This window comes from Pedobacter endophyticus (assembly GCF_015679185.1).
Classification (GTDB): domain Bacteria; phylum Bacteroidota; class Bacteroidia; order Sphingobacteriales; family Sphingobacteriaceae; genus Pedobacter; species Pedobacter endophyticus.
Genome location: NZ_CP064939.1, coordinates 4,267,457 through 4,287,958 on the forward strand (window position 1 = coordinate 4,267,457; position 20,502 = coordinate 4,287,958).

The window sequence follows — 20,502 nt, forward strand, 5'->3', positions numbered from 1 at the left end:
TCCAAACTGACTGGTTGTCGTGCCTAAGGCCCTGCTAAATTCTCGTGGCAAGATTGTTACGTTTGTACTTCAACAATTCTAATAAGAAGCGGGGCTATCTGTTCTATTTTTATTATATTACCTCAGCCTGTCTTGAGCACCTGTTTAAGCTAAATAGGAGGGTTCCGGATCTTAAGTTATTTGTTCCGTTCGAATAGCGATTACCATTAAATTTAACGATTTGCGCCGGTAATGGCGTGACTTTTGCTTCTTGAGTAGCGATTTGAAATGTTGAAAGGAAATCTGCGTTAAATAGTGCTAAATGTGGAAAACCGATGTTAATAAATAGTTATCAACATAAAAAATTGAGGTTAAGCAGGCTACTTAATTCCCTATCAGTATGTTACGATTTATTTGAAAAATTTGTTTAAAATGTTGATAATTTTCTCAATATTCGTACTCCCGAAACGGATCATTCCTTTATTTCGAATCGGCACTGGAAACCAATAAATTATAGAAATCGCAATGGAAAAAACTTGTACAGAAGTGTGGAAGAACTGTCTTCAAATCATTAAGGATAATATTCCGAACCAAAGTTTCAAAACCTGGTTCGAGCCAATAACAGCCCTTAAGTTGGAAGGTAAGGTTTTAACCATACAAGTGCCAAGTTTGTTCTTTTACGAATGGCTTGAAGAACACTATGTAGGCTTGCTTCGCAAGACTGTAAAAAAACAACTTGGAGAGGACGGCAGGTTGGAATACAATATCGTTGTTGATAAATCATCTAACAGTGGCAGTCCTTACACTACTAATATGCCATCAAATGGAAATGGGGCAGAGGCAAAGGTGCAATCGATGCCAATTCCGGTTTCCATTAATAAAGACATCAAAAACCCTTTTATCATCCCTGGATTAAAAAAGCTAAATGTCGACCCGCAGTTAAACGCTAATTATACTTTCGAAAACTATATTGAGGGCGATTGCAACCGCCTGGCCCGCTCTGCTGGTTATGCCGTTGCGGCGAAACCCGGAGGCACTTCTTTTAACCCGTTGATGATTTACGGCGGCGTAGGTTTGGGAAAAACCCATCTTGCACAGGCCATCGGCAATGAGATTAAACGTAGCATGCCCGATAGGCTGGTGATTTATGTAAGCTGCGAGAAATTTTGCCAGCAGTTTGTAGATTCATTAAAAAATAATACGATTAACGATTTCGTTAATTTTTATCAGGCAATGGATGTGATCATTATGGATGATGTACACAACTTTGCTGGTAAAGAAAAAACACAGGATATTTTCTTCCATATTTTCAATCACTTGCATCAATCGGGCAAACAAGTAATTTTAACTTCCGATAAAGCACCAAAAGATTTGGCTGGTTTGGAAGAACGTTTATTAAGTCGTTTTAAATGGGGCCTTTCTGCCGATTTGCAGGTGCCTGATTTAGAAACCCGTATTGCTATTTTAAGGAAGAAAATGTATGCCGATGGAATTGAATTGCCCGGCGAAGTTGTAGAATATGTAGCACATAACATTGATAATAACGTTCGTGAGCTGGAAGGGGCGATGGTATCATTACTTGCACAAGCTACTTTGAACAAAAAAGAAATCGATTTAGCTTTAGCTAAACAGATGTTAAAGAACTTTATCAAAAATACCACCAAAGAAATTTCTATGGAATATATCCAAAAATTGGTGTGTGAGTATTTTGAGGTTCCGGTTGATATGGTTAAATCGCAAACACGGAAGCGCGAAATTGTGCAGGCCCGTCAAATTTCGATGTACCTCTCGAAAAGCCACACTAAATCATCGTTAAAAACGATTGGTGCTTTCTTCGGTGGCCGCGACCACAGTACGGTTATTTATGCCTGCCAAACGGTTGAGGATTTAATCGACACGGATAAAAAGTTTAAGGCTTACGTGCAAGATATTCAGAAGAAACTTAAAATGAGTTAAATTAAGGTAGAGGGTTTATGCTAAAGGCATCCCTTTGGGCAAGGCAGAGGGTTTAAGGTAAAAACCAGCGTTGATTAAATATTGAGAGAAGTCAAGTTTGTAAAAACTTGACTTCTCTTGGTTATAGGCGAACGGTGGGCGCTTTCAAATAAAAAACAGTTTAGGATTAGAGACGCACTTTATCCAGCTCTGCCAACCCGTAATGCAATGCAGCCACATGAATACATTGCGCAATCTTATTGTCTTTCAACAACTGTTTCACTTCCGCTACGGTATATTCTTCAACATTTAAAATTTCATGCTCATCTAAATGCTGCTCGTGGGTTTTTACACCGCCAGTAAGCAGATAAGTGTACGTTTTGTTATTTGCAGTTGCCGGATTTGGGTACAGCTCAGCAATAAGCTTGCAGGTTTTAAAGGTGTAGCCGGTTTCTTCCAAAAGCTCTCGCTTTACGCCGGCTTCCGGCCCTTCATCGCCATCGACGACTCCGCCTGGCACTTCGAGCGAAATAATATCGGCGGCATGACGGTATTGGCGCACCATAATGATCTTTCCTTCTTCGGTTAAAGCAATGGCTGTGGCCCAGTTGGGATATTCGAGAACGAAATAATCATCTTTAACAATTCCGCTGGGAAGTTTTACCTCATCAACACGTAACGTTGCCCATTTCTCTCGCACTAAATATTTTGAGGCAATTTTCTGCCACTTTTCTATAATCATTTGTTTAATCGTAAATCGTAATTTTGAAATCGTAAATCCTAAAGGTATTGTTGAATCGTTTTCTGCCTATGCAGGTTTACAAGGTGCACAATCTTATGCTTATCAGAAAGGTACTGGTAAATTAAGTTTAGTTTAGGCGCAATTGTTTTGTTTCTTTGCTCGCTAACACCAAGCTCATAATATAAAAACTCACTTAAAGAATCCAATTTTTCTGGCGGCAGATCACTTGAAGTTAACCAAATTTCAAACCTGCTCAAATCCTGGTTTTCCAAAACATCAATGGGAAGCAGGAAGTTTTTCTCCATGGCTTCTTCAAACATTTTTTGGGCATCCTCGAGCTTGCCTTCCAGTTTCAGTCCCATGATCCTGGCGAGCACCTCAGCCAGTTTTTGTATCTCGGCGGTTATTAAATCTTTTCTAAACACTTCTTGATGAATAAACAATGAACAATAAACAATTGGCAGTTGGCAATGAGCAATAAGCAATTACGCATGAGCAATATCCAAAACAGCAAATTAACCAATAACTTTGGTAGCCTAAACACCCCAGCCGTTAACTATCGACTCAAGACTCCGAACTCCGAACTCCGAACTCCCAACTCGAAACTCCCAACTAAACCTACCAGCTTCCGCTCGATCCGCCGCCACCGAAACTTCCGCCACCGAAACCGCCAAAGCCGCCTCCGCCACCAGAAGATCCACCTCCGAAACCACCGCTTCCCCAGCCGCTGTTTCCGCCGCGTCCACCACCGCCAAAAAGCAATGCCCAAAACAAAGCGTTAGATGCGCCACGGCCACCAATAACCTGGCTACCGCCGCCTCCGCCGCCTTTACGTAAGATGATAATTATTACAATAACTATAAAAATGACTATAAATACGCTGCCAATTCCACGTTCTTTGGCATTCTTGGCCTTTGGTTTGTCGTTTTTGTATTCGCCTTTGGTGTATTTTATAATCGATGTAGTGGCTTCATCCAGCCCGGCATAGTAATCGCCGTTTTTAAAGTTGGGTTTAATATCATTATCGATAATCCGCTTTGCGTATACATCAGGTAAAGCACCCTCAACGCCATAACCGGTTTGGATAGAGATTTTTCTATCGCCAATGGCAACAACAATCATTATTCCGTTATTTTTGCCACCCTGGCCAACACCCCATTTTCTGCCCAGCTCAAGTGCATATTCATTAATATCGTAATCGCCAACCGACTTCAGTATGGCGATGGCAATTTGTGTTGAGGAAGAATCGTCGAAGGCAACCAGTTTTTGCTCCAACCCTTGTTTTTGATCGGCAGACAAAGCACCGGCATAATCGTTAACTAAAGTTGTTGGTTTCTCAGGAAAATCTTGCGCAAAGGAAAAAGTAAATGCTAGGCCGAGTAGTATCAGTAAGAATAATTTTCTCATTCCTTATTTTTTGTTTGATTATCCATAAATATAATATCGTTTGGCAGCTCATTAATATCACCGTGCTGTGGTGGAAAAAACAGGGCCAGTTTTTCCCCAGCCAGGGCAACGCCGGCAATAATGCCGACAGCCAAATCGCCTTTTGCAAAATGTGCAGCCATGGCCACTTTGGTTGTTTCCCAAAAATCATCAGGCACAACCTTATTAATTCCCGCATCGCCAATAATGGCAAATTTATGGTCTGCATGGGCAAGGTAAATTAGTACACCGTTTCTTTGTGCAGTTTTATCCATACCTAATTTTGCAAAATATTCTATCGCTTTCTCGTAAGGGTCGCCGGCGCAATGTTTATCAATGGCAATCCGAATTTCTCCGGATGTTGCATTCTCCGCATCGGCAATTGCCTGCGCAATTCTTTCCTGTTCGAGATCTGAAAATAATGACATTTTATTGTGATGTTTTATGAATTGATGAATGAATAGGCAATGGGCAATTAGCAATTGAAATGACAATTGGCAATAAACAATTGCAATAAGCAAGTTAACCAATAAACGAATGAACTAATGAACTCCCAAAGGGATGCTTTTGGCACATTGAACCATAAGTTAAAAAGGGTAATGTATGCTTACTCATAAACACACATTACCCTTAAATGTTATTTGCCCAGATTAAAATTCTACTTTAGGCGCATCTTTAGCTGTTGCGTCCGCTTCGAAATATCCTTTTTGTTTAAATCCGAACATTCCTGCCGTTAAGTTGGTAGGAAACGATCTGATTTTGCCATTGTATTGTTGAACAGCATCATTGAAATCTTTTCGGGCAACCGTAATCCGGTTTTCGGTGCCTTCCAATTGAGCAGATAAATCGCTAAATTGTTGGGTTGCTCTCAACTCGGGATAATTTTCGGTAATAGAAAGCAATTTGCCCAGCGCCTGGCTCAACTGGCCTTGAGCAGCCTGATATTTCTCGATATTTTCTGGTGTTAGATCATCGGCGTTCACCGTCATTTGAGTAGCCTTTGCCCTCGCCTCAGTTACCGCAGTTAAAGTTCCCTGCTCAAATTTAGCCGCCCCTTTAACGGTTGCAACCAAATTCGGAATCAAATCTGCTCTCCTTTGGTACTGGGTTTGCACGGTTCCCCATTTCGATTTTACATTTTCATCTAGTTTAACCATGCTGTTGTATCCGCATGAACTTAAAGTGCTAACTGCAATTACAGCAGCTAAAATTCCAAAAACTAATCTTTTCATTTTTGTGGTCTTCTGTTTTTATTGATCAAATACAATTAAGGTCAATTTACAAATTAGATATCAAATTGCATGCCTTTGTTACATTTTGGGTAAATTACTGACAAAATGTGCACTGTCAGGGTATTTCGGTTGATAGGACTCCTTGTACGTCGGAATGACAGCGCTTTGAACCAATGGCCAACCAATGAACAAATGACCAATGAACTAATGAACCATCCAATTCTAATTGTATCTTTGTACCATTCAGGATAAAAGCCTGACGAATTGTATGCAAAAAGACATCGAAATTACGCTGCTGCCCGAACAGGTTGACGAAACAGCGCTCATCAAAGTTAAATTGGCCGATGGCCTGAAGGTTTCGCGAGAGCGGATTAAAGCGTTCGAAATTTTAAAGCGCTCCATTGATGCCCGCTCGAGGAAAGTAATTTTCCGATTGCAGGTTAGGGCCTTTATGGATGAAGAACCTCAGCTTCAAATCAACACTATAAATTATCAAAATGTAAAAGATGGTAAGCCTGTACTCATTATTGGTGCAGGGCCGGCGGGGTTGTTCGCTGCATTGCAGTGCATAGAAAATGGATTGAAACCTATTATTATTGAACGGGGCAAAGAGGTAAAGCAACGGCGCAGAGATTTGGCAGCGATAAACAAGCAGGGTTTGGTAAATACCGAATCTAATTATTGTTATGGCGAAGGGGGCGCAGGGACGTATTCGGATGGTAAGTTATACACCCGATCGAACAAGCGTGGCGACATTAACAAAGTGTTGCAGGTTTTTGTAGATCACGGTGCAGAACGCGATATTATGATTGATGCCCGCCCGCACATCGGAACCAACAAGCTGCCAAATATCATTACTTCGATAAAAGAAACCATATTAAATGCCGGTGGCGAAGTGTTGTTTGATACCAAAATGACCGATATAATTGTCGAATTTGGAACAATCAAGGGCATCGAAATCAATTTTAGCGACAAACTGTTTGCCGAAAACGTTATTCTTGCTACAGGCCACTCCGCACGCGATGTTTATGAATTACTCCACAAAAAGAACATCTTAATTGAGGCCAAGCCTTTCGCTTTGGGCGTTCGCATAGAACATCCGCAAGAAATAATTGATGCAGCACAGTATCATTGCGATATCCGGTCGGAGTATTTACCGCCGGCTTATTATAGTTTGGTAGAACAAGTTGGTGCCCGCGGGGTATTTTCTTTTTGCATGTGCCCGGGTGGAATTATTGCTCCTTGCGCAACAGGAGAAAATGAAATTGTGGTAAACGGCTGGTCGCCCTCAAAACGCAACAACCCGTTCGCAAATTCGGGCACCGTTGTTCAGGTAACATTAGATGATGTTCAGGGCTACGATCCGCTGCGGATGTTAAACTTTCAGTCGGAAATAGAAAGGATTTCGTTCGAGGCTGGCGGAGGAAACCTCGTAGCTCCGGCACAACGCATGGTAGATTTTGTGAACAATAAACTATCGATAGATCTTCCCCGAAATTCTTATCTCCCGGGAACAAAAAGTGTCATGTTGGATAATATTTTGCCCGAGTTTGTTTCTGACAGCTTAAAGGCTGCACTTCCACTTTTCGGAAAAAAAATTAAAGGTTACTACACCAACGAAGCGATTCTGGTGGGTGTCGAAAGCCGAACATCTTCTCCGGTTCGCATCCCGAGGGATAAGGAAACTTTTCAGCATCCGCAGGTTCAGGGCCTTTATCCCTGCGCAGAAGGTGCCGGATATGCCGGTGGAATCGTATCTGCAGCTATCGACGGGATTAATTGCGCCAACGCCATCACAAAAGCGTCCTCGTAAATGGTCTGAGCTGCCCATTTACCACAATAGCTAAATATTTGAAATGTTTCATAGCTAATCGTGGTTAGCATTTTTTATATTATCACCTGCAAACTCTTCGCATAGTAGAATATGGTTCTTTTTCTGGATATGAACGACCAGCATTTCATAGTGCTTCCACCCTGTGTCATTTAGTTGAGCCTGCTCGGTGTCATCCGATAGCTATCGGATCTGAGCCTTTCGACTTCGCTCAAGATAAACTCAGTCGAAGACCATTTTTGTGGGAAAAACAAATAAACATTGCCCTTCGACTAAGCGTGTATTGAGCATTTCGACTACGCTCAATACAAGCTCAAGTCGAAATGCTTAGGGTGACAATGTGTTTGTTTTTTCCTTAACTAAATGACATTGTGCTTCCGCCCTGTGCCAAAGGCACTCTTTTGGAGCCACGCACTATAGCCCTGATGAAAACTCAGGGGCTGCTGCTGCTGTCAGGTTTATGAACCAGGTTTTTTCGCACCTACCGCCATGCCTAAACCCGATTGGAACGGATGCAAATCTTTTTCTGATTGGCAGGAGGGAAAGCGGGACTAAAGGAGCCAAAAGAACAGAACCGTTCATTTCCAGAAAAAAATAATCAAATCTTTTGACTTTAGCTTTTATCGATCCGATCCTGTTACGTTGAGCTAAGCCTGTGTCTAGTTTACCGAAGGATGAAACGCCTTTTTTCGCATTTCGACTAGTCCTTCGACAAGCTAATCTCAAATAGACCTTTTAACAAACATTATAAACTTCGACTTGTTGTTTGAATATGTTTAATATCACAAACGAAATTAAAAAGGGTTTTAATGGTGATGCGTGGCATGGAAACCATGTAATGCAGACTTTAAACAATGTTAAACCCGAAAATGCTTTCGAACATTACGTTCCGAATGCCCACTCAATTGCAGAAATTGCCCTGCATTTAACCGCCTGGACTGAGGAAGTAACGTCGAGAATAATGGGCAACCAGGCCGCGGAACCGGCAATGGGCGATTGGCCGATTCCGGAAGCTAAAACGCCGCAAGCATGGGAAAAAATCATTTTTAATTTCAAGCTTGCAAACGAAGAATTAATCAGGCATTGCGAACTTGTAAAACCAAATGAATGGAATGACGACGTTAATATGGAACGGAACCGTGCATTGGGAACGGGCGTAACAAAAATTGAGCTGCTCAACGGGCTGGTTCAGCATCATGCGTATCATTCAGGTCAAATTGCTTTGCTTTCGAAGTTTTAGAAAGCTGTGCCAAAGGCATCCCTTCGTACCATAGGCATCCCTTTGGGAGGAAAGGACTAAAGCTTAAAGCTAAAAGACTAAAGCTTAAAGATTAAAACGGAAAGCAGAGAACAAAAAATTGGAGTCCTAAAAATCGACATATCTCTTAAACAGGCGTAATCAACTAACAAAATGAAAAAGACACTAATTATTGGCGCATCGCCAGATCCTACACGATACGCTTACAAGGCGGCCCACATGTTAAAGCGTTTTAATCATGAAATTGTGAATGTGGGCATAAAAAAGGGTGAAGTTGCGGGAGTAGAAATCGAGAAGCCGGGCGAAATTCATCAGGATATTGATACGGTAACGTTATATATCGGACCCGCTTTGCAACCTCAGTACGAAGATTACCTGCTGCAAACGAAGCCTAAACGAGTTATTTTTAATCCAGGCACCGAAAACTATCAGCTCGAGAAGTTGTTGGATCAGCACAACATCGAACCCGTTAGAGCCTGTACACTGGTATTGCTAAGCACTGGTCAATACTAAATTCGATAAAGCAGCCCCCAGTTTACATAATCGGCTTGAGCAAAATGCATATACGTTTTGGCTTGTAGGCCCAGGCGTGGTGTAATGTTATAGGTAGGGCCGAAAGTCCAGTACCAGGTTGCGCTTTTCATTAACCTATTATAATGGAGGTACTTTCCGAGTTGCGCACCGACGGTAATCCGCCATAAATTAATATCAGCACCAACGCTAAGCCCGGTTCGCCACTTATCAAACGATGTTCCGTAATTTTGAAAAGTTTCTCCCGGTTTTTGAGGGTCGTATACAGAATAATAATAAACGGCATCGCCACCTGCTTTTAGGGTCATAATATCATTTAGATAAAAATTATAGCCCGCGTAAAATCCGCTTTTGTAAAAGTGTTTTCCCCGTTGCTCATACACGCCACGGGCGCCAATGCCAGCGCTAAGCTCAACAGAATTTCTGCTCAGCGGTTCATAGCTGCTTTTCTTTTCAGTTGGTAAAGTTTCCGTATTGCCAAATTTTAGCCCCACGTAAACATTTCCTGTGTTTAAGCCGCCATTTGGCACGGTTAAGCCGCCGTTAGATAGATGCAGGAACCCAAGGCCAACCAGCAAGTCTGTATTCTTGCTTATGGGGAGCTCCATTCCTAAGTCGGCCTTAATAGCTTCATTAATCGGGCTTCCCAAAAATCTGTTTTTCGCACTATTAAAAAAATATTTGTTAGTCACGCTTAAGCCCACGCCAGGGGTGAAGTTCACTTTTACGGTCCCAAGTTTAAACAACTGAAAATCCATTTGTGCAACCAGCCCATAAACCTGCCCAAAAGCGTTTTCAGCTGTGTCTTTTGCGCCTTTCAAGTTGCTGATGTCTCGAAAAATCAACCCAATTCCGTACGATTTGGCACCAATTGGGGCAATCCATTTATCCTTATGTTGGCTAATGTCCTTAAAATACGCCGCGTCAAAACCAATTATCCGATCCTGAAAAAGATGTCCTTGATCCGCATTTACATGGGTGCCAAAAACAGGTTTGAAGATAATTGAATGATTCTCGTTAACGATTTGAGCCTTAACATAGGCGAAACTCAAAAAAAAGCAAAATAACAGTAGTTGTTTCTTCATATCAACTTTTACTAAAACGATAGGCCAAGCTGTAATAAGCATAACGATATCCTGATGCACTATTTTTTACCTCATTTGTGGTAAACGTTGCCGCATAGCTCGCTGTCCACCGTGCAATGGCGAAGGTTAGCGCCACTTGGGTATTAAACACCACACGTTTAGGTTCAAAAGTAATCGGTCCCTTATCTTTAATAAACAGGCCGCCCTGTAAGCTGGCATCGTAAGCCACCGCGTAAGCCTGCGGGGCTACCGATAAAAAGAGTTCGTATTTACGTTTTGCGGCGTTTGCTTGGTTGCTGCTCACTAAACTGTTAAAAGCCGCTGAGCCGTCCATATCATTAAACTTCCCCAATTTTAACATTGCACCAACTCCCGCTTTTGTAATCACGTTCCCCAATGCCGCCGATGCTCCGCCAGTGAAGTCAAAAAAGCCATCATTTGTGGCAAAAATCCTTTTATTGTAATTCGCTGCTACATTCAATTTTGGTTCGCTGTTCAGTGCATATTCCCAGCCTTCAATCTTGTTTTGGCCCACCAGGCTGTGAAATGCCTTTTGAAAGGTTTCGCCCAAAGCACTCTTGCCCGCAATACCAAGTTGGCCAGAGACCCTGATCGATTGATGAGTATCATAAAACCGCGTAAAATTCGCTTCGCCGTACAAATAAGCAGAAAAAGGCCGATCGTGCGTCGCCGGATCCGGAGCGAAACTATAAAAGGGGTTGTATATTTTTTGGCCGACTTCGAAGCCAATAATTTCCTTCGATCTCCCCGGTTTTAATCTGTCGTGGTCTAGCGCATGATTAAACTTGATGAAAAAGCCGTTCGTGTAGTAACGATCGCTAGTAATATCTACATAAGCGTCATTCTCTGAAACCATGGTAATTTCGTTTTTATAATTTTGAGCATAGCACAACTGGCCAAGGCCCATAACAAGAAGCGTAACGTATAATTTTGACTTCATTAAGCAAATACAGAGTTTGTTTACTCGCAAAAGTATCAATTATTGTTTAAAACGATAACTTTCAAAATTGATAATGGGTTCAGTAGTGAATTGGCTATTGGTTCACTAGTTTCGCTAATCCGATTCTATTTTTTTGGAGCGCACTGGCAGTGCTACTATATAAGTATGTTCCCGCCCTGTGCTGCAAGTCCTCGGCCTCGTACCTCGGCCTGCGGGCTTTCCGCTGCGGTCGGGGCTAGGTGGGCAGTTAGTTCATTAGGTCACTCGTTCATTAGTATTTGGCTAGCTGCCTAATCTGCAAACTGCCAATTTAACCTTCTTACTGCCTAGTCAAATGCTCAAGATAAACTCAGTCGAAGACCTTTTCTATAGGATGAAACAAAAATATCTGCCCTTCGACTCCGCTCAGGGTGACAATAGCATTAGACTCGGGGCTAGGTGGGCAGTTGGTTTACTGGTTCATTGGTTCAATGGTTCACTCGTTCATTAGTATTTAGCTAGCTGCCTAATCTGCAAACTGCCAATTTAACCTTCTTACTGCCTAGTCAAATGCTCAAGATAAACTCAGTCGAAGACCTTTTCTATAGGATGAAACAAAAAATATCTGCCCTTCGACTCCGCTCAGGGTGATAATAGCGTTAGGCTCGGGGCTAGGTGGGCAGTTGGCTCATTAGTTCACTCGTTCATCAGTTCATTAGCTCACTCGGTCATTTATTCTTTGCAATTGAACACTGAAAACTGAGAACTCCCAACTGAGAACTCCCAACTGCAAACCGCCCCCAACACCCCAATCCCTGAAATGTTTGCCCTGCCATTCAATTTTTTTTCATTGATTTTCAGTTCATTATCAAAACCTCCAAAAAATACCCTCATATCCATTTGCAGACAGGCTAACTTTTGCTACCTTTGCATCCCGCTTCGGAGGAAACGGTTGTATTGAAAAGGTGGATCAGGGACGGTAGAGAGGGAAAAGGCGCAGAATTTATTTTAAAATAAATTTGGCGAAAACAAAAAGATCACTACCTTTGCAGCCCCGATCAGAAGATATGGGACGCCCGTTAAAAGACAGGCAGATTGAAAAGCGAAGAGAAGAAAAAAGGAGAACGAAAAAAATAAAATAATTTATTTGCAGTTCAGAAAAAGTTTTCTACCTTTGCACTCCCAACCGAAAGGAAAGGAAAAAAAAGTCCAGCGGCGGATGTCGCAGGTGACTAAAAATGAAAAGATTGAAACTGGCCGAAACAGGGAAAAGACCATTAAGACTTATGCCCAACTGAAGCTAGAAGATATATAAAAAGGCATACCGTGAGGTTTCAATGCCGATAAGTTCTTAAAAGAGATGTCAATGATGCGTAGTGGGGTAATGAAGTACGAATTCAAGTACAGAGTTCCTTATTACATTTTAAAGTCAATGTCTAACAGACAAAACAAAAGAAGACTATTTTTAACAATAGTTAAAACTGGTCAGAATCAAATAACATTTTACAATGGAGAGTTTGATCCTGGCTCAGGATGAACGCTAGCGGCAGGCCTAATACATGCAAGTCGAGGGGTATAGCGGTGCTTGCACTGCTAGAGACCGGCGCACGGGTGCGTAACGCGTATGCAACCTACCTTTATCTGGGGGATAGCCCGGAGAAATCCGGATTAATACCGCATAAAATCACAGTACTGCATAGTACAATGATCAAACATTTATGGGATGAAGATGGGCATGCGTGTCATTAGCTAGTTGGCGGGGTAACGGCCCACCAAGGCGACGATGACTAGGGGATCTGAGAGGATGGCCCCCCACACTGGTACTGAGACACGGACCAGACTCCTACGGGAGGCAGCAGTAAGGAATATTGGTCAATGGAGGCAACTCTGAACCAGCCATGCCGCGTGCAGGAAGACTGCCCTATGGGTTGTAAACTGCTTTTACTCGGGAATAAACCTAGATACGTGTATTTAGCTGAATGTACCGAGGGAATAAGGATCGGCTAACTCCGTGCCAGCAGCCGCGGTAATACGGAGGATCCAAGCGTTATCCGGATTTATTGGGTTTAAAGGGTGCGTAGGCGGCCTGTTAAGTCAGGGGTGAAAGACGGTAGCTCAACTATCGCAGTGCCCTTGATACTGATGGGCTTGAATGGACTAGAGGTAGGCGGAATGAGACAAGTAGCGGTGAAATGCATAGATATGTCTCAGAACACCGATTGCGAAGGCAGCTTACTATGGTCATATTGACGCTGAGGCACGAAAGCGTGGGGATCAAACAGGATTAGATACCCTGGTAGTCCACGCCCTAAACGATGAACACTCGCTGTTGGCGATACACAGTCAGCGGCTAAGCGAAAGCGTTAAGTGTTCCACCTGGGGAGTACGCCCGCAAGGGTGAAACTCAAAGGAATTGACGGGGGCCCGCACAAGCGGAGGAGCATGTGGTTTAATTCGATGATACGCGAGGAACCTTACCCGGGCTTGAAAGTTAGTGAATGATCTAGAGATAGATCAGTGAGCAATCACACGAAACTAGGTGCTGCATGGCTGTCGTCAGCTCGTGCCGTGAGGTGTTGGGTTAAGTCCCGCAACGAGCGCAACCCCTATGTTTAGTTGCCAGCACGTTAAGGTGGGGACTCTAAACAGACTGCCTGTGCAAACAGAGAGGAAGGAGGGGACGACGTCAAGTCATCATGGCCCTTACGTCCGGGGCTACACACGTGCTACAATGGACGGTACAGAGGGCAGCTAGCCAGCAATGGTATGCGAATCTCACAAAGCCGTTCACAGTTCGGATTGGGGTCTGCAACTCGACCCCATGAAGTTGGATTCGCTAGTAATCGCGTATCAGCAATGACGCGGTGAATACGTTCCCGGGCCTTGTACACACCGCCCGTCAAGCCATGGAAGTTGGGGGTACCTAAAGTATGTAACCGCAAGGAGCGTCCTAGGGTAAAACCGATAACTGGGGCTAAGTCGTAACAAGGTAGCCGTACCGGAAGGTGCGGCTGGAATACCTCCTTTCTGGAGTAGAGTTGACTACTCACTGCGCAACATGATATTTCTACATTAAGTATAAAGACCAAAGCCGAAAGACCAAAGCTAAATGCACGGCCTTAAGGTGAGAAACTGCAAAATGAGCAGTTCTAAGCTCCCTCTCTTCAAGGAGAGGGCGGGGGGAGAGGTTCTTAATATTAAAAAAAACTAAGGAGAGACGAGATTGAAATTGAATTACGATTTAAGATTGACGAATTACGATTGAAGCGGCAACGGAAGAACATCGTAAGTCTAAAATCAACAATCTAAGATCAAGAAGTCCCGTAGCTCAGCCTGGTTAGAGCACTACACTGATAATGTAGGGGTCTCCAGTTCAAATCTGGACGGGACTACACCACTGAAAGTCATAAGTCGATAAGTCTTAAGTCATGAGTCGTTAAGACTTCGGGCTGTTGACTACAGACTTAAGGACTGAAATCTGGGGGATTAGCTCAGCTGGCTAGAGCGCCTGCCTTGCACGCAGGAGGTCAACGGTTCGACTCCGTTATTCTCCACCATTAAGGTTGAGGGTTAAAAGGTTGAAGGTGTAGGGTAATACCTATTGCTTAAACACACCACACCACACCACAAAAAACACACATCACCCGGATCGGTGATCATCATTGACAGATTGAAAGAAAAAGAAAAACGCCACAGGGGCACATGAAACGGTTCGAGACCGCAGTTTTTACTAATAAGGTTAAGCTTAGGCTTGGGCAGAGGACAATGAAACCCTCCACCCTTATACCCTAAACCTTACACCTTAGTAAAGTTCTTTGACATATTGGAAGAAGTTAAAAAAGAAGAGCAAACAACAATAGGCGACTGTTGTGTTTGTGCTCACTTAGAGGGATCGCAAGAAACCGCTAAGTATGAGACATCATAACAAGAGCAAAAAAAGCATACCATATGGCGCAAAAGGCATATGAGTAGAAGAAAGTAAGAAAGAGTACACGGGGGATGCCTTGGCTCTCAGAGGCGATGAAGGACGTGATAAGCTGCGATAAGCTTCGGGTATTTGCAAATAGGAATAGATCCGAAGATTTCCGAATGGGGCAACCCGGCTGGTTGAAGACCAGTCACATATAATGAGCAAACCTGCCGAACTGAAACATCTAAGTAAGCAGAGGAAGAGAAAATAACAATGATTTCCTGAGTAGTGGCGAGCGAAAGGGAAAGAGCCCAAACCTATTTTGTTACGGCAAAGTGGGGGTTGTAGGACTGCAACGTGGCATTGGTGAACAGAAGTGGAACGGGATGGGAAGCCCGGCGATACAAGGTGATAGCCCTGTACACGTATAGAACACCAGTCTAGCAGTATCCTGAGTACCGCGAGGTCGGAGACGCCTTGTGGGAATCTGCCGGCACCATCCGGTAAGGCTAAATACTCCTGAGAGACCGATAGTGAACCAGTACCGTGAGGGAAAGGTGAAAAGAACCCCGAACAGGGGAGTGAAATAGAACCTGAAACCGTGTACTTACAAGCGGTCGGAGCGTACAAGTTGCGTGACGGCGTGCCTTTTGCATAATGAGCCTACGAGTTACTCCTCACTGGCAAGGTTAAGTGGTTAAGCCACGGATCCGAAGCGAAAGCGAGTCTGAATAGGGCGCATAGTCAGTGGGGGTAGACGCGAAACCTTGTGATCTACCCATGGACAGGTTGAAGGTGCGGTAACACGTACTGGAGGACCGAACCGATAAACGTTGAAAAGTTTCCGGATGATCTGTGGGTAGGGGTGAAAGGCTAATCAAACTGGGAAATAGCTCGTACTCCCCGAAATGTTTTTAGGAACAGCGTGGATATTTAGTTTAATAGAGGTAGAGCTACTGATTGGGTGCGGGGGAGTCAAATCCTACCAAATCCAGACAAACTCCGAATGCTATTAAATATGATCTGCAGTGAGGCGCGGGGTGCTAAGGTCACGCGCCGAGAGGGAAAGAACCCAGACCATCAGCTAAGGTCCCCAAGTTACAGTTAAGTTGAACTAACGAGGTCCGATTGCACAGACAGCTAGGATGTTGGCTTGGAAGCAGCCATTCATTTAAAGAGTGCGTAACAGCTCACTAGTCGAGCGATCGGGCATGGATAATAAACGGGCATTAAATTGTACACCGAAGCTATGGGATTGAAATATATCGGTAGGGGAGCATTCCATCGACAGCGAAGGTACCTGGTAATGGGTGCTGGAGTTTATGGAAAAGCAAATGTAGGCATAAGTAACGATAAGGCGGGCGAGAAACCCGCCCACCGAAAGGATAAGGTTTCCTGATCAACGCTAATCGGATCAGGGTCAGTCGGGACCTAAGGAGAACCCGAAGGGGAAATTCGATGGACAACTGGTTAATATTCCAGTACTTTTTATAACTGCGATGTGGGGACGGAGTAGTGACACTGCCGCGATCTGACGGAATAGATCGTTAAAGACAGTAGGTATTAGAACGGTAGGCAAATCCGCCGATCTAGCTGAAAGTCGATAGTACCGCGAGCCCTCGGGTGAGTGGATAGTGCAGGTAATCAGACTTCCAAGAAAAACCGCTAAGCTTCAGGTTATAAAAACCCGTACCGCAAACCGACACAGGTATCCGGGAAGAGGATTCTAAGGTGCTCGAGTGAATCATGGCTAAGGAACTCGGCAAAATGGCCCTGTAACTTCGGGAGAAGGGGCGCTGGCAGCAATGTCAGCCGCAGTGAAAAGGCCCAGGCGACTGTTTAACAAAAACACATGGCTTTGCAAAATCGAAAGATGAGGTATAAGGCCTGACACCTGCCCGGTGCTGGAAGGTTAAGAGGGGATGTCATCCGCAAGGAGAAGCATTGAATCGAAGCCCCAGTAAACGGCGGCCGTAACTATAACGGTCCTAAGGTAGCGAAATTCCTTGTCGGGTAAGTTCCGACCTGCACGAATGGTGTAACGATCTGGGCGCTGTCTCAGCCATGAGCTCGGTGAAATTGTGGTCCCGGTGAAGACGCCGGGTACCCGCAACGGGACGGAAAGACCCCATGCACCTTCACTACAATTTAACATTGACATTGGGTACAGGATGTGTAGGATAGGTGGGAGGCTATGAAGCGGTGTCGCCAGGCATCGTGGAGCCAACGTTGAAATACCACCCTTTCTGTATTCGGTGTCTAACTCCACAAAGTGGAGGACATTGTTTGATGGGTAGTTTGACTGGGGTGGTCGCCTCCAAAAAGGTAACGGAGGCTTTCAAAGGTAAGCTCAGTACGCTTGGTAACCGTACGTTGAGTGCAATAGCATAAGCTTGCTTGACTGTGAGACATACAGGTCGATCAGGGTCGAAAGACGGATATAGTGATCCGGTGGTTCTGCATGGAAGGGCCATCGCTCAAAGGATAAAAGGTACGCTGGGGATAACAGGCTGATCTCCCCCAAGAGCTCATATCGACGGGGAGGTTTGGCACCTCGATGTCGGCTCGTCACATCCTGGGGCTGGAGAAGGTCCCAAGGGTTCGGCTGTTCGCCGATTAAAGTGGCACGCGAGCTGGGTTCAGAACGTCGCGAGACAGTTCGGTCCCTATCTGTTGTGGGCGTAGGAATTTTGAGTGGGGCTGACCTTAGTACGAGAGGACCGGGTTGGACCAGCCTCTAGTGAATCTGTTGTTCCGCCAGGGGCATTGCAGAGTAGCTACGCTGGGAATAGATAAGCGCTGAAAGCATCTAAGTGCGAAACTAGCCACGAGATGAGAATTCCATATAGGGCCGTAGCAGACTACTACGTTGATAGGCTACAGATGTAAAGGTGGCGACACCACAGTCGAGTAGTACTAATCACCCGAAGCTTTCAAAGCAACAACATCGTTGTTTGCTCTTCGAAACTTAACTTCTTTCAATAATATGTCATTTAAGGCTTAAGGCAAAAGGCTTAAGGCGTAAGGTTAATACCTTATACCCTACACCTTTCAACCCTCAACCTTATTTAAAAATATTTAGGTGCCTATATCGGTGGTGTCCACCTCTTCCCATTCCGAACAGAGAAGTTAAGCCCACCAGAGCCGATGGTACTGCGGTAACACGTGGGAGAGTAGGTCGGTGCCAAATCTTAAAGCCCCAAAGGGGCAATTGCAAAACCCTTCAGTTTATTCTGGAGGGTTTTCTTGTTTATAAGCTTTTTTTTCCGTACTGGTTGGTGTCCCCACCAACCAAATACAAACGCTGTCATTGCAATGGAGGCCGTCATCTCGAATGCAACCGAGAGATCTTTGTCGTTTACGGTACCAGGCGGGCGCAGCGTAATAATGCCATTTTCATTCCCGCCGCTATTTGCTTATTGGTTGGTGTCCCTACCGACCAAATGTAAACGCTGTCATCGCAATGAAGGCCGTCATCCTCAGCTTGACTGGGGATCTTAATGCGCAATAATTGGGTGCCTTGCATTAAGATTCCCGCCTGCGCGGGAATGACGATGAGTTGAAAGGAAATGTGTCCATACTATCTGAGGTATCGGGACAGGCGCTGCGCTCAGGATGACAGCCACGGATGACGATAGTTTTTTTGGAATGCATTATAAGTTTACTTGAAAAGTATCACTCCTGCCGTTTTTCCTACTCAAGCGAGAATCTTAAAACGATTGGAAACGAGATCTTCATTCCCAAAATATAAAATAGAAATGCTTCAGTATGCAATGGTGTGTTAAAATATCTAAATTATTAAGTAGTGTCCGCAAGAAACCTGTATTATTGTAGTAAAATAAATTTTACGGTTATTATGCGCTTAAAGGCATCTTTTTTCATCGTTTGTTTCGTAACGCTTCATTTGAGTGTTTTTGCACAAAGTAAAAATGTGCAGCTCCCGGCCAACTGGTATAATCTGGATTTAGTAGAAAGCGGCTATTTTGGAATCAGTACGGAGAAAGCATACCGCGAATTGCTAACGGACAAGCAGCCAAAGCAGGATGTAATTGTGGCGGTTATCGACGGTGGAGTTGATGTCAATCACCCCGACCTTGAGCATGTGCTTTGGACGAATAAAAAGGAAATCGCCGGCAACGGAATAGATGACGATAAAAATGGCTATGTTGACGATATTCATGGTTGGAACTTTATTGGTTCGAAGAAAGGCAACCTGGAATTTGATAATCTGGAATTGGTTCGTTTATTAAGGATTTATAAGCCAAAATATCAATCGACTACCAACTTAACTCCGCTTGATAGTGCTCAAAAGGAAGAGTTTAGGCTTTACAAAAGAATGGTGGGCGATTTCGGAAAAAAGTATGAAGATGCTAGCAATACCTTTGCAGTTTTGATCGCAATTAACAAGGTTTTCGAAGCTGCTGCAAAAACAGCAAATAAAGCCGTACCAGATTATGAGGACATTGAGCGATATAAGGCGGATGATGAGACGGAAGAGCAGGTTAAAACGATTATTAGAAGGGGTTCGAGAGATGAAGGCGGTTTTGACAAATTCTACAAGAGTGTAAAGGATGGCTATAAGCAGTACGACGCCATGTTAAAGTATAACCTGAACCCTAACTATGACATGCGTGCGGAGCTGGTAGGTGATGATTACTCGAACTCAAATGAGCGGTATTACGGAAACAATGACGTTAAAGGACCTGATGCCTTTCATGGAACGCATGTTTCGGGAATTATAGGGGCCGATCGAACCAATGCGCTAGGCATTATGGGCGTGGCAAACCATGTACGCATTATGGCAATAAGAGTAGTGCCAACTGGCGATGAACGCGATAAAGACGTCGCCAATGGCATAAGATATGCAGTTGATAATGGCGCTAAAGTAATCAATATGAGTTTCGGTAAAGGATATAAATGGGATAAAAAAGTGGTTGATGCTGCCGTAAAATACGCCGAAGAAAAAGGTGTACTGTTGGTACACGCTGCTGGCAATGATAATCAAAACAATGACATTGAAGAAAATTATCCCAATAAATATTTTGATAGTAAAGAAGCAGATGCTTACCGCGAGGCTCATAAAAAGCCGTTAAAGCCCGATTTTGTTCCGCCGTTGCCGACTGCGCAAAATGGCAATATGGGAGGCATGGGCCCCGGGTACAATAGAACTGCTGTGATTAAGCCCGTGCCGGTAGATTCGGCCAAATTCAATTTGCCACATGCCAATAACTGGATTGAGGTTGGTGCCAGCGCTTACAAGGATGATGATAACTTAAAAGCCGACTTTTCTAATTATGGGAAATATACGGTTGATGTTTTTGCACCCGGGTTTTTAATTAATTCGACGATACCGGATAATAAGTACGAGGAAGCTGACGGTACAAGTATGGCTGCGCCTGTTGTTTCGGGACTGGCGGCGTTAATTTTAAGTTATTATCCCGAGTTAAAGCCTGCACAGGTTAGAGATATTATGATGAAATCGGTTGCCAAAGTACCCCATAAAATAAAGTATAAAAATGAAAAGGGCGAGAATATCCGCGTGCCCTTTTCAGATATTTGCGTCAGTGGTGGCATCGTTAATGCTTATAATGCGCTCAAGCTTGCCGCCACTTACAAATAGGTTCGCCGCTAAAT

The 20,502-nt window shown here is 44.0% G+C and carries 12 protein-coding genes, 2 tRNA genes and 3 rRNA genes; 10 read left to right on the top strand and 7 right to left on the bottom strand.

From position 1 onward, the window contains the following. Positions 1-504 precede the first annotated feature (504 nt). Positions 505-1,935: a chromosomal replication initiator protein DnaA gene (dnaA, locus tag IZT61_RS17525; RefSeq protein WP_196098325.1), complete on the top strand. Its 1,431-nt coding sequence runs from the start codon at positions 505-507 to the stop codon at positions 1,933-1,935. Between the two features lie 166 nt (positions 1,936-2,101). Here dnaA and IZT61_RS17530 read toward each other — a convergent pair whose 3' ends face one another. From IZT61_RS17530 to IZT61_RS17550, 5 genes are all read right to left on the bottom strand, one after another. Continuing rightward, complete coding sequence (locus IZT61_RS17530; RefSeq protein WP_196098326.1) at positions 2,102-2,656, bottom strand: NUDIX hydrolase; 555 nt, start codon at positions 2,654-2,656, stop codon at positions 2,102-2,104. Between the two features lie 38 nt (positions 2,657-2,694). After that, entirely contained in the window at positions 2,695-3,081 is a 387-nt protein-coding gene (locus IZT61_RS17535; RefSeq protein ID WP_196098327.1) for a hypothetical protein, read from the bottom strand. A 193-nt stretch (positions 3,082-3,274) separates the two neighbouring features. After that, positions 3,275-4,063: a TPM domain-containing protein gene (locus tag IZT61_RS17540; protein WP_196098328.1), complete on the bottom strand. Its 789-nt coding sequence runs from the start codon at positions 4,061-4,063 to the stop codon at positions 3,275-3,277. Then, positions 4,060-4,509, bottom strand: coding sequence for a TPM domain-containing protein (locus IZT61_RS17545; protein WP_196098329.1), 450 nt, complete (start codon positions 4,507-4,509; stop codon positions 4,060-4,062). The genes IZT61_RS17540 and IZT61_RS17545 overlap by 4 nt, the downstream gene beginning before the upstream one ends. A 222-nt stretch (positions 4,510-4,731) precedes the next feature. Beyond that, a complete protein-coding gene (locus IZT61_RS17550) occupies positions 4,732-5,313 on the bottom strand; it encodes a LemA family protein (protein WP_196098330.1) in 582 nt (193 codons plus the stop codon). 268 nt (positions 5,314-5,581) lie between these two features. Here IZT61_RS17550 and IZT61_RS17555 point away from each other — a divergent pair, with 268 nt between their 5' ends. The 3 genes from IZT61_RS17555 to IZT61_RS17565 all read left to right on the top strand — a co-directional run bounded on the left by IZT61_RS17555 (position 5,582) and on the right by IZT61_RS17565 (position 8,915). After that, positions 5,582-7,126, top strand: a complete 1,545-nt coding sequence (locus tag IZT61_RS17555; RefSeq protein WP_196098331.1) for an NAD(P)/FAD-dependent oxidoreductase — start codon at positions 5,582-5,584, stop codon at positions 7,124-7,126. A gap of 790 nt (positions 7,127-7,916) precedes the next feature. Next, the gene (locus tag IZT61_RS17560) at positions 7,917-8,384 is read left to right on the top strand and encodes a DinB family protein (protein WP_196098332.1); all 468 of its coding nucleotides are present in this window, start codon (positions 7,917-7,919) and stop codon (positions 8,382-8,384) included. Between the two features lie 171 nt (positions 8,385-8,555). After that, a complete protein-coding gene (locus IZT61_RS17565) occupies positions 8,556-8,915 on the top strand; it encodes a CoA-binding protein (protein WP_196098333.1) in 360 nt (119 codons plus the stop codon). Here the strand turns inward: IZT61_RS17565 and IZT61_RS17570 are convergent. Together IZT61_RS17570 and IZT61_RS17575 are read right to left on the bottom strand one after the other, a co-directional pair. Continuing rightward, complete coding sequence (locus IZT61_RS17570) at positions 8,912-10,018, bottom strand: acyloxyacyl hydrolase (RefSeq protein WP_196098334.1); 1,107 nt, start codon at positions 10,016-10,018, stop codon at positions 8,912-8,914. The genes IZT61_RS17565 and IZT61_RS17570 overlap by 4 nt on opposite strands. 1 nt (position 10,019) lies before the next feature. Further along, entirely contained in the window at positions 10,020-10,979 is a 960-nt protein-coding gene (locus IZT61_RS17575) for a lipid A deacylase LpxR family protein (RefSeq protein WP_196098335.1), read from the bottom strand. Between the two features lie 1,484 nt (positions 10,980-12,463). Here IZT61_RS17575 and IZT61_RS17580 point away from each other — a divergent pair. From IZT61_RS17580 to IZT61_RS17605, 6 genes are all read left to right on the top strand, one after another. Next, positions 12,464-13,985, top strand: a 16S ribosomal RNA gene (locus IZT61_RS17580). A 290-nt stretch (positions 13,986-14,275) separates the two neighbouring features. After that, positions 14,276-14,350: transfer RNA gene (locus tag IZT61_RS17585), tRNA-Ile, on the top strand. An 88-nt stretch (positions 14,351-14,438) separates the two neighbouring features. Further along, a tRNA-Ala gene (locus tag IZT61_RS17590) sits at positions 14,439-14,515 on the top strand. A 415-nt stretch (positions 14,516-14,930) separates the two neighbouring features. Continuing rightward, positions 14,931-17,807 (top strand): 23S ribosomal RNA (locus IZT61_RS17595). 139 nt (positions 17,808-17,946) lie between these two features. After that, positions 17,947-18,058 (top strand): 5S ribosomal RNA (gene rrf / locus IZT61_RS17600). The 16S, 23S and 5S rRNA genes sit together here with 2 tRNA genes alongside, the layout of an rRNA operon. 666 nt (positions 18,059-18,724) lie before the next feature. Beyond that, the gene (locus IZT61_RS17605; RefSeq protein WP_196101352.1) at positions 18,725-20,488 is read left to right on the top strand and encodes a S8 family peptidase; all 1,764 of its coding nucleotides are present in this window, start codon (positions 18,725-18,727) and stop codon (positions 20,486-20,488) included. The last annotated feature ends 14 nt before the right edge of the window (positions 20,489-20,502 follow it).